Genomic DNA, 12,664 nt, shown 5'->3' with positions numbered 1-12,664 from the left:
GGGCTGCTATTCAGCGGCGGGGGTGGGGCGCGCCCCGAAGATCGCCGTACCGACCCGCACATGGGTGGCGCCGAAGCGGATCGCCGTCTCGTAATCGCCGCTCATCCCCATGCTGACCTCGGGCAGGCCGGCGCGGCGCGCCATGTCGGCGAGCAGGGCGAAATGCATCGCCGGCTCCTCGTCCACCGGCGGGATGCACATCAGGCCGGTCACCGGCAGGTTCCAGGTGCCCCGGCAGGCGGCCAGGAAGGCGTCCAACTCCGCCGGAGGAACACCGGCCTTCTGCGGCTCCTCGCCGGTGTTGACCTCGATCAGGCAGCGCGGACGGCGCCCGCTGCGCGCCATCTCCTCGGCGAGCGCCTCCGCCAGCTTGGGCCGGTCCACCGTCTGGATCACGTCGAACAGGGCCACCGCGTCCTTGACCTTGTTGGTCTGGAGCGGGCCGATCAGGTGCAGTTCCAGGTCAGGGAAGCGCTCGCGCAGCGCGGGGAACTTCGCCTTCGCCTCCTGCACGCGGTTCTCGCCGAAGACGCGCTGGCCGGCGGTCAGGGCCTCCTCGACCGCCTCCACCGGGTGGGTCTTGGAGACTGCGACCAACGTCACCGCGCCGGGATCGCGCCCGCCGGCGGCACAGCCCTCCAGGATGGAACGGCGGACGGCTTCCAGCCGGGCCGTGACGGTGGCGTCTGGTGTATCGGTGTGCGAAGCGGACATGCCGGTCCTCCCCCTTGTGCGGTCCCTTGTGCGGCGCCTGCCTGTACAGGGACCGGAGGGCGTGGTAACGGACGGACCGACGAAACGCAAGCACCCCGAGGAGAACACGGCATGCGTGGTTGGATGCGTCCCCTGATCCTGTCGGCGCTGATTCTGGGGGCCGCGCCGTTCACGGCCGGCAACGCCCTTGCCCAGAACGCCGGGAACCAGAATGGCGGCAAGCCCGCAACCGGAAAGGAGAATGCCGGCAAGGAGGCCCAGAAGACGGTGGCAGGATCGGCCATCGCCCAGGCACCCTTCGCCGAGCAGCCGTTCCCACTGCAGGACGACGGCACCTACAAGGAGTTCATGGGTATGGCCGCCGCCGACATCAGCCGGCGCTGCACCAAGCTGGAAAGCTATGGCTGGGAGTTCAAGAAGGGCGACGACACGCGCCGGGACCAGATCCTGGATTCCACGCTGGGCGGCTTCCGCAAGGCCGGCTGGAAACTGGGCGAGGTGAAGGCCCGGAGCATCCGCGACCCGGGAACCACCATCTACACGGGGGAAAAGGCCAAGCGGCAGCTGCTGGCCGCCTGGACGCCGATGGAGGACGCGGCGATCCTGCTGCTCTGCGAGACCGAAGCGGCCCAGCCCCCCAAGAAATAAGAAACGATCACAGCTCGACCCTGGAGCGCACCGGGGCGCAGACCGGGGCACGCAATGGAAAACGGCGGCGGATGGGAATCCGCCGCCGTTTTCGTCAGACGTGCCGCAAGGCCGATCAGAAGGCCAGGCGGGTGTCGATCATGAAGATGTGCGCGCGGTCGTCGGGGCTGATGCCGCCGTTGTCCAACGTCGTCATCTCCGAGTCGAGGTCGAGGTAGCTGTATTCCAGGCCCGTGGTCAGGCCGGGCGCGATGGTGTAGGTCACGCCGGCCTGATACAGCTCGGCCTTGACCGGGGCTACGAAGCCGGTGTTCGGGCTGGTGCCGTTGGACTTCGACTGCGAGTAGTTGGCGGCCAGGATGAACGGGCCGGTGGCGTACTGGGCGCCGACGATCCAGATGTCCTGCTTCTCCTTCACGGTCAGCGACTTGTCGTAGCCGCTCTCGCCGCTGTAGGCGTAGCTGCCGCCGACCTTGAAGTCGCCGAAGCCGACGTTCAGGCCGACATGGTAGGAATTGAGTTCCTCGAAGCGGGTGGCGCCGGCGCCGGTGCCGTCATCGACCGCATCGCCGAACTGGTAGAAGGCGCTGGCCCCGATGGTGAAGCCGCCGAACTCGTTGGTGTAGGTGCCGCCGACCTCGACGACGTCCTGGAAGCCGCCATTGTCCTGGCGGCGGTTGATCGAGGTGTGCGAGTCGCCCGTGCGCGGCGTGTAGGAGACGCCGCCCTGGATGCCCGCGAAGGTCGGGGTCAGGTAGATGACCTTGGTGCCGACGTCGCCCGACGCGAAGGCGCGGAAGTTGTTGGTGGTGGTCGGCAGCAGCGAATAGGTCTGCGAGCCGCCCAGGAACTCCACCGTGTTGTTGTCCGGACCGCCGGCGATGCCTTCGACGTTCGGGCCGATGATGCCGAACTCGTCCGACAGGCCGTTGATCGTGCCGGCCTGCAGGGTGCCGAAGCCGCTGTTCACGAAGATGAAGGCGCGGTCGGCGTCCATCGTGCGGACGTTGCCGGCGCCGTTGGCGGCGCGCATGCGGACACGGCCGCCGTACTCGAGGCCGTTGTCGGCCGTGGCGACCGGGGTGACGGTCACGCGGAAGCGGTTGGCGAACTCCGTGGTGCGGGTGCCTTCGTCACGGTCCTGCTCGACATAGGCGCCCTGGAAGAAAGCGTCGCCGCCGATCTTGACCTCGAACTTGGTCTGGGCGGAAGCCACGCCGCTGCAGGCGATGATCGCGATGGCTGCGCAGCCCGTAACAAGAGAACGCTTCATTGATGGTCCATCCTTCTAGCAGGCCCCCAAGAAGATTGGAGCCGTGCGGTTGTGCTTCCCATCAATGACTAAGCCATCCGTTCGCTTACCCGGCAAGAGCGATTCGATAGGGACAACGGTGCAACTGTAACACCGTTGCCATTCCGACACAGTTATAAGTGTTTGAAGACCAACGGTTTTTCCCGTATGCCGTAAATATGGCACATTGACTGGTCAGATTTTGAGCGTAATGAACAAAGTTTGCGCACCGAAATGCACAATGCCGGACGGCGAACCGTGAGGCGCAAAATGCACGGGAAAGGCGCAATGCGATGGACAAGGAGGATGGACAAAGAAAAAGGGCGGTGGCCGAAGCCACCGCCCTTGTCCATCCACGGATGACCGCAGATTAGAACGCCAGAACCGTACGGAGCAGGACGACGTGACCGTCGTTGTCCAGGTCCACAGCGGCCGTGCTCAGGTCGCTCTCGGCCTTGAAGTAGTCGTACTGAGCCTGCAGGGTCAGGCCCGGAGCGACGGTGTAGCCGGCGCCCACTTCGATGACTTCCAGGGTGCGGTCGCCAGCGGTGTAGAGGCTGCCGGCGTCCTTGCCGCTCTTGTAGTTGGCGCCGATCACGATCGGGCCGGTGGTGTACTGAGCGCCGACAACCCAGAGGCGGCTCTTCTCGTTGTCCGAGGTCGCGGTCTGGATCTGGCCCGACTCACCGAAGTCGGTGTACGAACCGCCGAGCGAGAAGCCGGCGTAGCCAACCTGGGCACCGACCTGCCAGGCGTTCAGGTCCTCGACGCTGGCGCCGACCGTGGTCGTGCCGGCGGCGCTGCCCCAGTAGTAGCCAGCGCTCGCCTTCAGAGCGACACCACCGAAGGTGTTGCTGTAGTTGGCGCCGACTTCGACCAGATCCTCGAACGTGGTCGAGAAGCCGCGGCCGGTGGCGGTGACCGGGGTCAGGTCCGCGCGGTTGACCGAGGCGTGCGAGTCGTCGTTGCGCGGGGTGTAGCTGGCGCCCACCTGCAGGCCGGCGAAGCGCGGCGAGAAGTACACGATCTTGGTCGCGTTGTTCTCGACGACCAGCGACTGGCTGAGCATCGAGCCGTTGAGGCCGCCCAGGCCGCCGGCGATGTCGGAGGTCTGGCCGATCCAGGCGGCGACGCCGTCATAGATGCCGAGCTGCAGGTAATCCTGCGGAGCGGTGACGTAGGTGGCGTCGTTGAAGGAGTTGGTCACGCCCATCTGGACCTGACCGAACGCGCCCTGCGCGAAGATGTAGCCGCGGTCGGCGTCCATCGTGCGGGCGTTGTTGGCGCCCGAGTTGGCGCGCATACGGATGCGGCCGCCGTACTCCAGGCCGTTGTCGGCCTTGGCGGTCGGGGTCACGATGACGCGGAAGCGGTTGCGGAAGTCAACCGAACGGGCGCCCTGGTCGCGGTCTTCGTTGACGTAGCCGCCTTCGAAGTAGGCGTCGCCGCCGACCTTGACTTCAAACTTGGCCTGAGCGTTGGCAGCGCCGGCACCCAGAGCCAGAGCGGCAGCGGCGCAGCCCGCGAGCAGATAACGGTTCATGATTGTTGCCTCCATCCTGGCAGCAGAATTTTCAGCCGGGTTAACGTCCTGGCTGGCTATGTGGTACGCAGATGCGGGGACGCCAGCAAGCCGGAAATCGCAAAGTTGCAGCAATGAAGGAACAGTGTGTCCGACGGAGCACACCTTGATTGTGCGCCGCCGTCGCAATTCCGCGACCCCCGCAGCCCCGTTCAGAGGCCTCCGGTCCTGGGTCCGGACACAGCAAAGGCACAGGCTGAGCCCCGCATCGGCTGTTGCCGCGGGCGGGCTTTTATGGTCTTTTCAGCCGCATCCGCCGCGGTCTCGTGCGCGGTACCCCGAATTTATTGATCCAGGTTCCGACCATGCGCCGTTCCCGTGTCCTTCGCCTTGCCCCCGTCGTGCTCGCGGCGTCGCTCGCCGTGGCCGGTTGCTCCAGCTGGGGCGGCCAGACGGAAACCGTCGATGAGCAGATCAAGAAGGAATACAAGTTCGGCAGCCTTCTCGGCACCGACGGCGGCTTCAGCCTGTTCGGCAAGAACAAGCGCAACGGCGCCGAACAGGGCGACCCCAACGGCATCGGCGTCAACAGCTTCCTGTGGCGCGCTTCGCTGGACACCCTGTCCTTCATGCCGATCGTCTCGGCCGATCCGTTTGGCGGCGTCATCCTGACCGACTGGTACACCCCGCCGGACACCCCGAACGAGCGCTTCAAGGTCAATCTGTACATCATGGACCGCCAGCTCCGCGCCGACGGCGTGCGGGTGTCGGTGTTCAAGCAGCAGCGCGCCGGGTCGGACTGGCGCGACAGCGCGGTCGGTCCGGAGACGGCGACGACGCTGGAGGACGCGGTGCTCACCCGCGCCCGCCAGATCCGCGTCGCCCAGCAGGCGGCGGCGCGCTGAGCGCAGGCGCCGGTCGGCCAAGCGGGACGGGGGAGGGCGCGGGCATCGCGCCACCGCCTGTCATTCGGCCGGCGGCGCCATACTTATCAAGACCCACGAAACTCACGGAACGGCGTCTGCGGTCATGTCGCGTTACAATGTCAAGGAAACCGAAGCGAAGTGGCAGGGCGAGTGGGAGCGGCAGGGCTGCTTCACCGCGCGCGAGGACGCTTCCCGTGAGAAATACTATGTGCTGGAGATGTTCCCCTATCCGTCGGGGCGCATCCACATGGGGCACGTCCGCAACTACACCATCGGCGACGTGATCGCGCGCTACAAGCGCGCCCGCGGCTTCAATGTGTTGCACCCGATGGGCTGGGACGCCTTCGGCCTGCCGGCGGAGAACGCCGCGCTGGAGAAGAAGACCCACCCGGCCAAGTGGACGCGCGAGAACATCGCGGCCATGCGCGCCCAGCTGAAGACGATGGGTCTGTCCATCGACTGGGACCGCGAGATCGCCACCTGCGACGTGGAGTATTACCGCCACGAGCAGAAGATGTTCCTGGATTTCCTCAAGGAAGGCTTGGCCTACCGCAAGGAGTCCTGGGTCAACTGGGACCCGGTCGACAACACGGTCCTCGCCAACGAGCAGGTGATCGACGGCCGCGGCTGGCGCACCGGGGCGCTGGTGGAGAAGCGCAAGCTGTCCCAGTGGTTCCTCAAGATCACCGCCTACGCCGACGAGCTGCTGAAGGGGCTGGACACGCTGGACCGCTGGCCGGAGCGCGTGCGCCTGATGCAGGAGAACTGGATCGGCAAGTCCACCGGCGTGCGCTTCCGCTTCGACCTCGTCGGGCGGGCGGACAAGCTGGAGGTCTTCACGACCCGGCCCGACACGCTGTTCGGCGCTTCCTTCGCGGCGATCTCGGCCAACCACCCGCTGGCCGCCGAACTGGCCACCGGCAACCCCGCTCTGGCCGAGTTCATCGCCGAGTGCAACCGCCTGGGCACCAGCGAGGAGGCGATCGAAACCGCCGAGAAGCGCGGCTTCGACACCGGGCTGAAGGTGGTGCATCCCTTCGACCCGTCCTGGGAGCTGCCGGTCTACGTCGCGAACTTCGTGCTGATGGAATATGGCACGGGCGCCATCTTCGGCTGCCCGGCCCATGACCAGCGCGACCTGGATTTCGCCCGCAAGTACGGCCTGCCGGTCACCCCGGTGGTCGTCCCGGCGGACGCCGATCCCGCCGCCTTCACGGTCGGCGACGAGGCCTATACCGGCCCCGGCCTGCTGCGCAATTCGCGCTTCCTCGACGGGCTGGAGGTCGAGCCGGCCAAGCAGGAGGTCGGCAAGCGGCTGGAGGAGCAGGGACAGGGCGAGCGCACCACCCAGTACCGCCTGCGCGACTGGGGCGTCTCCCGCCAGCGTTACTGGGGCTGCCCGATTCCGGTCATCCACTGCGAGAGCTGCGGCATCGTCCCGGTCCCGCAGCAGGATCTGCCGGTCGTCCTGCCGGACGACGTCACTTTCGACAAGCCCGGCAACCCGCTGGACCACCACCCGACCTGGAAGCACACGAGCTGCCCGAGCTGCGGCAAGCCGGCGGTGCGCGAGACGGACACCTTCGACACCTTCATCGAGTCGAGCTGGTACTTCGCCCGCTTCTGCTCGCCCAAGGCGGAGGACGTCGCCTTCACGCGCGAAGCGGTGGACTACTGGCTGTCCGTGGACCAGTACATCGGCGGCATCGAGCATGCCGTGCTGCATCTGCTCTACTCCCGCTTCTGGACGCGGGCGATGAAGCAGTGCGGCTACCTGAACGTGGAGGAGCCCTTCGCCGGCCTCTTCACCCAGGGCATGGTCAACCACGAGACGTACAAGGACGCCGGCACCGGCGCCTGGCTGGCCCCGACCGACATCCGCAAGAACGATCTCGGCGACTACATCCGCAACGACAACGACGGCCCGGTGACGGTCGGCCGCGTCGAGAAGATGTCGAAGTCCAAGAAGAACGTGGTGGACCCGGCGCACATCATCGGCACCTACGGCGCCGACGCCGCCCGCCTGTTCATGCTGTCCGACAGCCCGCCGGAACGCGACCTGGAATGGACGGAAGCCGGCATCGACGGCGCCTGGCGCTACATCAACCGCCTGTGGCGCATGGTGACGGAATCGCCGGTCGCACTGCCGCCCGCCGGCGCGCCGAAGCCGGAGGCGTTCAGCACCAAGGCCGAGGCCACCCGCCGCCAAGTCCACAAGGCCATCGCCGGCATCTCGGAAGACCTGGAGAAGTTCCGCTTCAACAAGGCGGTGGCCCGCGTGCGCGAGCTGTCCAACGCCCTGGCCGAGCTGGACGGCACGGGCGAGGGCGAAGCCTGGGTCCTGCGCGATGGCTTCGAAGCCACCGTCCGCCTGATCGCCCCGATGATGCCCCATCTGGCCGAGGAGCTGTGGGCGCAGCTCGGCCACGCCACGCTGCTGGTGAACCAGCCCTGGCCGCAGGCCGACGCCGCCCTGGTGGTCGAGGACTCGGTCACCATGGCGGTGCAGGTCAACGGCAAGCTGCGCGCGACGCTGGAACTGCCGCGCGACATGGCGAAGGACGCCGCGGAGCAGGCCGCCCTGGCCGATCCGAACGTTCAGCGCGCCCTCGAGGGCAAGCCGGTGCGCAAGGTCATCGTCGTCCCGAACCGGGTGATCAATGTCGTCGTCTGACCTCCCCAATGACAATGGCCATAACGGCCGCAAAGCCGGCGTCCGGCGGCGGGGGCTTCTGGCCCTCGCCCTGCTCGCGCCGGCGGTGCTTGCCACGGCGGCCTGCGGTTTCCAGCCCATGTATGGAAACCTCGGGGCCAACAGCATCGGCACCGCCGAGCTTCAGCAGGTCGAGATCGGCGGCATCAAGGACCGTTATGGCCAGAAGCTGCGCAACCTCCTGATCGACCGCTTCTACGCCGATGGCCGTCCCGCCGCCCCGCGCTATCGGCTGGAGACCGTGCTGACCGCGTCGGAGCAGAAGCTGTCCCTTCAGAAGGACGCGACCGCCACCCGCGCCCAGCTCGTCGTGAACGCCCCCTACCAGCTCATCGACGCCGCGACGGGAGCGATCCTGTTCCAGGCCAACGCGCGGTCCTACATCAGCTACAACGTGCTGGAACAGCAGTACGGCGCCCTGGCCACGGTCGAGAACGCCTACGATCGCGCGATCCTGGAAATCTCCAACGAGATCACCACCCGCGTGGCCGCCCAGCTCGGCCGCAAGCTCTGAACCGCACTGGACAACGGGAGGCCGGTCCTCCGCCACCGACGGTGTCTTCGTGAAGCTGCAAGCCCGGGCGATCGACGGTTTCCTGCGCAGCCCCGATCCCAAGATCCGCGCGGTCCTGCTCTATGGCCCGGACACCGGCTTGGTGCGCGACCGCGCCATGGGGCTGGGCCGCACCGTGGTCACCGATCTGTCCGACCCTTTCCGGGTAACCGAGATGCTGGGCCGCGCCGTCGCCGACGACCCCGCGCGTCTGGCCGACGAGGCCGCCGCCCTGTCCTTCACCGGAGGCCGCCGCCTGATCCGCGTGCGCGAAGCGGAGGACAACGTCACCGCCGCCTTCACCGCCTTCCTGGCTGCACTTCCGCCCGGCGACAGCCTGGTCATCGTCGAGTCCGGCGACCTCGGCAACCGGTCGAAGCTGCGCACCCTGTTCGAAGGGGCGGACGGCGCCGTCGCCATTCCCTGCTATGTGGAGGAGGAGGCGGCGCTTGGCCGGGTCATCGCCGACATCCTCCACGGCCATGGCCTGACCGCCGATCCCGACGCGCTGTCCTTCCTTGCCGGCAACCTCGTCGGCGACCGCATGGTGGCGCGCGGCGAGATGGAGAAGCTGGCGCTCTACATGGGAGCGGAGACGCGCGTCCGGTTGGAGGACGCCCAGGCCTGCGTCGGCGACAGCGCGGCCCTGTCGCTCGACGAGCCGATCTGGGCGGCGGCGGAGGGCGACTTCGCCACGCTCGACCGCTCGCTGGCCCGGCTGTTCGCCGAGGGCATGTCCCCGGTGCCGATCCTGCGCGCCGCCCAGCGCCATTTCCAGCGCCTGCAGCTGGTCGCCGGGCAGGTGGCGGCGGGCAAGTCGGCGGACGCCGCGGTGGAGGCGCTGCGCCCGCCGGTGTTCTTCAAGATGAAGCCGCGGCTGACCGGACAGGCCCGCCGCTGGCCGGCGCCGCTGGTGCGGCAGGCGCTGGAGCGGCTGGTCGAGGCCGAGGCGGACTGCAAGCGCACCAACATGCCCGACCAGACGCTCTGCGCCCGCGTCCTGTTCCAGCTCGCCTCGCTGGCGCGGCGCTGACGCTCTTCCTTATTTTGCGGCCCCTTATTTCGCGGCCAGGAACTGCGGCACGCGCAGCAGGATCAGCTCGTTGTGGTCCTGCTTGCCCAGCTCACGGCCCGACGAGTAGGGGAGGTTGTTGTCGTTGCCGACGACGATGTGCTCCGCGTCCACCACGTCGACATTCTCGATGGTCACGAAGGGGAAGGTGAACTTGCCCTTGTCCCCGCCGAGCCGGGCGACGCCCTTCGGATCGTCGATGTCCATCAGGTCGACGTAGCCGACCTTCTTCACGAAGCCTTCCGCGTCGGCCTGGGCGAAGTCGATCTTGTAGACGCGCTTGAACTGCGCCGGCACGTTGAAGCAGTCCGGGGTGGGCTGGCCGGTGCAGCCCTTGGCCGGGTTGCCCTCGCCGTTGTCGCGCTCGATGATCAGGCCGGTGGTGGCGTCGATCATGTTGAAATCGCCGATGTTGTTGCCGTTGGCCTCCAGAAGGTACTTGAAGCTGCGGCCCGTGAAGTCGCCCTTGGCGACGTCGAATTCGGCGATGCGCAGATACTCCCGCCCGTCCTTGGTCTCCCACGCACCACCCGTCCACAGCGGGCCTTCGAACAGCGGGTAGAGGAACCTGCCGTCCTTCGACGACGCCATCCCCTCGAAGCCACGCGAGCGGCGCACCTCGAAGCCGACGGGGCCCGGCACCGCGGGGGTGGACACCGCATAATGGTCGGGGGAGCGCACCGGCTTGCCGTCCACCTTGCTCTCATGCAGGGACAGCAGCGTGCCGGTCCGGTCGGTCACCAGGATGTAGGGGCCGAACTCATCGCCGAAATACAGCCGGTCGCCGATGATCTGGACGCTTTCGACGTCGAAGTCGGCGCCGGTCAGATAGCGTTCCTTGGTCGCCTCGGTGACGATGGGGAAGGGCACCTTGCGGTCGGGATCGCGCAGGAACAGCGTCTCGGCCACCGCCGCCGCGCCGGTCTTCCAGTCGATGGTCAGCCTGTGCATCGTCAGCATGGCGTCGGCCGAGTTGCCCTTGCTGCCGAAGCCGTTGTCGGTCAGCACCAGGAAGCTCCCGTCGCCCAGCGCCTTGATGCCGGAGAAGCCCTGGACCGGCTGGCCCTCGAAGGGCAGCGCCATGCCGGTGCCGCGCGCCGCGCCGGGCGCCGACAGGAAGGACGTGCCGTCGATGCTGCGGGGTTGGTCGACGCGCTTGCGGTCGGCGGCGGTGAACTTGCCGGAGGTGCGGAAGAGATCCGGCGCGTCGGCAGGCGGCGTGACGAAGGTCGCAGCGTCGATGACGCCATGGCCGGCCAGTTCGGCCGGGAATTTCTGGTCCGCAAGAGCCGGACCGGCCAGCAGGGCCGCGGTGAGACCGGCAAGGCACAGGCCGTGGATGGGCTTCATGAATCTCCCTCTCTGTGTCGGCTCCGGCCGCGTCAATGCGGCCGGACGACCCTGTTTAGGGGGAGTTCATGTTAGCTCCGTTTCACTAAAGTGACAGTTTGGTTCCGCGACTTCCTACTCGTCGCGCTCACTCTCCACCCAGGCGCCGCAGCACGTCGTCGAGCTGGTCCAGCGTCTGGTAATGGATGGTGATGGAGCCGCCCTTGCCCTGCGGGGTGATCGCGACCTTCAGCCCGATGCGGGCCGAGATCTCTTCCTCCAAATTCACCAGATCGACGTCCTTGAGCGTCGGATCGGTGGCGGCACCGCCGCGCCCGCCGGTCTTCTTGGCCTTGACCGGCGCACTGCCGCGCATCAGGTCTTCGGTCTGGCGGACGTTCAGCCCACGCTTGACCACCTCGCGCGCCACCGACACCGGATCGGAGGAGGTGAGCAGCGCGCGGGCGTGACCGGCGCTGAGCGCCCCGTCCTGCACCATGCCCTTGACCGGGTCGGGCAGGGCGAGCAGGCGCATCATGTTGGCGACGTGGCTGCGGCTCTTGCCGACCGAGCGCGCCAGATCCTCCTGCGTGTGCTCGAACTCCTCCATCAACCGCTTGTAGCCTTCGGCCTCTTCGAGCGGCGTCAGGTCCTGGCGCTGGATGTTCTCGATCAGCGCGATTTCCAGCGCCTCTCGGTCCGACAGTTCGCGGATGACGACCGGCACCTCGTGCAGGCCGGCGATCTGTGCGGCGCGCCAGCGGCGTTCGCCGGCGATCAGCTCATAGGAGTTGGTCGTCTCCGGATCGCGGCGGACGAGAAGGGGTTGGAGGATGCCCTTGTCGCGGATCGACTCGACCAGCCCTTGCAGCGCCTCGTCGTCGAAGGTGCGGCGCGGCTGGTACTTGCCGGGATGGATGAACTCGATGGGCACCTGCTTCGACTGGCGCACTTTGTCGAGCGCGGAGTAATCCTCGGCCGCCTCGCCGAACAGGGCGGACAGGCCACGGCCCAGGCTGGCGCGGCGGGCACCGCCGTCCGAACGTTTGGTATCCTCCATCACGCGCTCAGCCTCTTCTCACGGCGCAGCACCTCGCCGGCCAAATGGATGTATGCCTGCGACCCGGGGCAGCGCATGTCGTAGATCAGGACTGGCTTGCCGTGGGACGGCGCCTCCGACACCTTCACGTTCCGCGGGATGACGGTGTCGTAGACCTTCTCCCCAAAGAAGCCGCGCACGTCGGCCGCCACCATGTCGGACAGGTTGTTGCGCTTGTCGAACATGGTCAGGACAACGCCGTGGATGTCGAGGTCGGGGTTGAAGGCGCGCTTCACCCGCTCGATGGTGCGGACGAGGTGGCTGAGGCCTTCGAGCGCGTAGAACTCGCACTGCAGCGGCACCATCACGGCGTGGGAAGCGACCAGGGCGTTCAGCGTCAGCAGGCCGAGCGCCGGCGGGCAGTCGATCAGCACGTAATCGTATTCGAGCGCGCTCTTGTCCACCGCTTCACGCAGCCGGAACTCGCGACGCTCGGAGGTGACCAACTCGACCTCTGCACCGGACAGATCGACGGAGGAGGTGATGATCGACAGGTTCGGCACCGTCGACACCGTCGCGGCGTCCTCCAGCGGCATGCCGTCGAACAGCACGTCGTAGATGCCGACACGACGCTCGGCGCGCGGGATGCCGAGGCCAGTGGAGGCGTTGCCCTGGGGATCGAGATCGATCACCAGGACGCGCTTGCCGATGGCGGCCAAAGCGGTTGCCAGATTGATGGTGGTCGTGGTCTTGCCCACACCGCCTTTCTGATTGGCAATCGAAATGACGCGAGCAGAAGGATGAGCGGAGGGCATGTCAGCCTCTCGGGAAGCCTCGGAGCGGGAATGCATCAGAGT

General features: G+C 67.2%; 11 protein-coding genes. 5 read left to right on the top strand and 6 right to left on the bottom strand.

The window, feature by feature from the left end:
• Nucleotides 1–6: 6 nt before the first annotated feature.
• The gene (locus JJL56_RS08575) at nt 7–714 is read right to left on the bottom strand and encodes a YggS family pyridoxal phosphate-dependent enzyme (protein ID WP_145623185.1); all 708 of its coding nucleotides are present in this window, start codon (nt 712–714) and stop codon (nt 7–9) included.
• Nucleotides 715–825: 111 nt separating this feature from the next.
• Here JJL56_RS08575 and JJL56_RS08570 point away from each other — a divergent pair, with 111 nt between their 5' ends.
• Entirely contained in the window at nt 826–1,362 is a 537-nt protein-coding gene (locus JJL56_RS08570) for a hypothetical protein (protein ID WP_200484904.1), read from the top strand.
• A gap of 115 nt (nt 1,363–1,477) precedes the next feature.
• On the opposite strand, the gene JJL56_RS08565 is transcribed toward JJL56_RS08570, so the two are convergent.
• Nucleotides 1,478–2,635 carry a porin gene (locus JJL56_RS08565; protein ID WP_145623183.1) on the bottom strand — a complete coding sequence of 386 codons (1,158 nt, stop codon included), beginning with the start codon at nt 2,633–2,635 and terminating at the stop codon, nt 1,478–1,480.
• Between the two features lie 388 nt (nt 2,636–3,023).
• Complete coding sequence (locus JJL56_RS08560) at nt 3,024–4,196, bottom strand: porin (RefSeq protein ID WP_145623182.1); 1,173 nt, start codon at nt 4,194–4,196, stop codon at nt 3,024–3,026.
• Between the two features lie 344 nt (nt 4,197–4,540).
• On the opposite strand from JJL56_RS08560, the gene JJL56_RS08555 reads away from it, so the two are divergent.
• The 4 genes from JJL56_RS08555 (at nt 4,541) to holA (ending at nt 9,400) form a co-directional block, all read left to right on the top strand.
• The gene (locus tag JJL56_RS08555) at nt 4,541–5,080 is read left to right on the top strand and encodes a DUF3576 domain-containing protein (RefSeq protein WP_014238944.1); all 540 of its coding nucleotides are present in this window, start codon (nt 4,541–4,543) and stop codon (nt 5,078–5,080) included.
• Nucleotides 5,081–5,204: 124 nt separating this feature from the next.
• Nucleotides 5,205–7,775 carry a leucine--tRNA ligase gene (gene leuS / locus JJL56_RS08550; protein ID WP_200484903.1) on the top strand — a complete coding sequence of 857 codons (2,571 nt, stop codon included), beginning with the start codon at nt 5,205–5,207 and terminating at the stop codon, nt 7,773–7,775.
• A 118-nt stretch (nt 7,776–7,893) separates the two neighbouring features.
• Entirely contained in the window at nt 7,894–8,328 is a 435-nt protein-coding gene (lptE, locus tag JJL56_RS08545; protein WP_247890321.1) for an LPS assembly lipoprotein LptE, read from the top strand.
• Between the two features lie 49 nt (nt 8,329–8,377).
• Complete coding sequence (gene holA, locus JJL56_RS08540; RefSeq protein ID WP_200484901.1) at nt 8,378–9,400, top strand: DNA polymerase III subunit delta; 1,023 nt, start codon at nt 8,378–8,380, stop codon at nt 9,398–9,400.
• Between the two features lie 24 nt (nt 9,401–9,424).
• On the opposite strand, the gene JJL56_RS08535 is transcribed toward holA, so the two are convergent.
• The 3 genes from JJL56_RS08535 to JJL56_RS08525 form a co-directional block, all read right to left on the bottom strand.
• Nucleotides 9,425–10,789, bottom strand: a complete 1,365-nt coding sequence (locus JJL56_RS08535) for an esterase-like activity of phytase family protein (protein ID WP_145623178.1) — start codon at nt 10,787–10,789, stop codon at nt 9,425–9,427.
• Between the two features lie 127 nt (nt 10,790–10,916).
• Nucleotides 10,917–11,828 (bottom strand): ParB/RepB/Spo0J family partition protein, encoded by a 912-nt coding sequence (locus tag JJL56_RS08530; RefSeq protein WP_186452783.1) that lies wholly within the window; start codon nt 11,826–11,828, stop codon nt 10,917–10,919.
• Nucleotides 11,828–12,622 (bottom strand): ParA family protein, encoded by a 795-nt coding sequence (locus JJL56_RS08525; protein WP_186452782.1) that lies wholly within the window; start codon nt 12,620–12,622, stop codon nt 11,828–11,830. The genes JJL56_RS08530 and JJL56_RS08525 overlap by 1 nt, the downstream gene beginning before the upstream one ends.
• Nucleotides 12,623–12,664: the final 42 nt, after the last annotated feature.

The organism is Azospirillum aestuarii (assembly GCF_016632405.1).
Lineage (GTDB): Bacteria > Pseudomonadota > Alphaproteobacteria > Azospirillales > Azospirillaceae > Azospirillum > Azospirillum aestuarii.
The sequence above is the reverse complement of the archived record's forward strand: the minus strand, read 5'-3'. Positions and strand labels throughout refer to the sequence as shown.

Bases quoted from the DNA above. Each gene is read 5' to 3' on its own strand.
- JJL56_RS08575 (WP_145623185.1), bottom strand. From the start codon at position 714: ATGTCCGCTTCGCACACCGATACACCAGACGCCACCGTCACGGCCCGG.
- JJL56_RS08570 (WP_200484904.1), top strand. From the start codon at position 826: ATGCGTGGTTGGATGCGTCCCCTGATCCTGTCGGCGCTGATTCTGGGG.
- JJL56_RS08565 (WP_145623183.1), bottom strand. From the start codon at position 2,635: ATGAAGCGTTCTCTTGTTACGGGCTGCGCAGCCATCGCGATCATCGCC.
- JJL56_RS08560 (WP_145623182.1), bottom strand. From the start codon at position 4,196: ATGAACCGTTATCTGCTCGCGGGCTGCGCCGCTGCCGCTCTGGCTCTG.
- JJL56_RS08555 (WP_014238944.1), top strand. From the start codon at position 4,541: ATGCGCCGTTCCCGTGTCCTTCGCCTTGCCCCCGTCGTGCTCGCGGCG.
- leuS (WP_200484903.1), top strand. From the start codon at position 5,205: ATGTCGCGTTACAATGTCAAGGAAACCGAAGCGAAGTGGCAGGGCGAG.
- lptE (WP_247890321.1), top strand. From the start codon at position 7,894: ATGTATGGAAACCTCGGGGCCAACAGCATCGGCACCGCCGAGCTTCAG.
- JJL56_RS08535 (WP_145623178.1), bottom strand. From the start codon at position 10,789: ATGAAGCCCATCCACGGCCTGTGCCTTGCCGGTCTCACCGCGGCCCTG.
- JJL56_RS08530 (WP_186452783.1), bottom strand. From the start codon at position 11,828: ATGGAGGATACCAAACGTTCGGACGGCGGTGCCCGCCGCGCCAGCCTG.
- JJL56_RS08525 (WP_186452782.1), bottom strand. From the start codon at position 12,622: ATGCCCTCCGCTCATCCTTCTGCTCGCGTCATTTCGATTGCCAATCAG.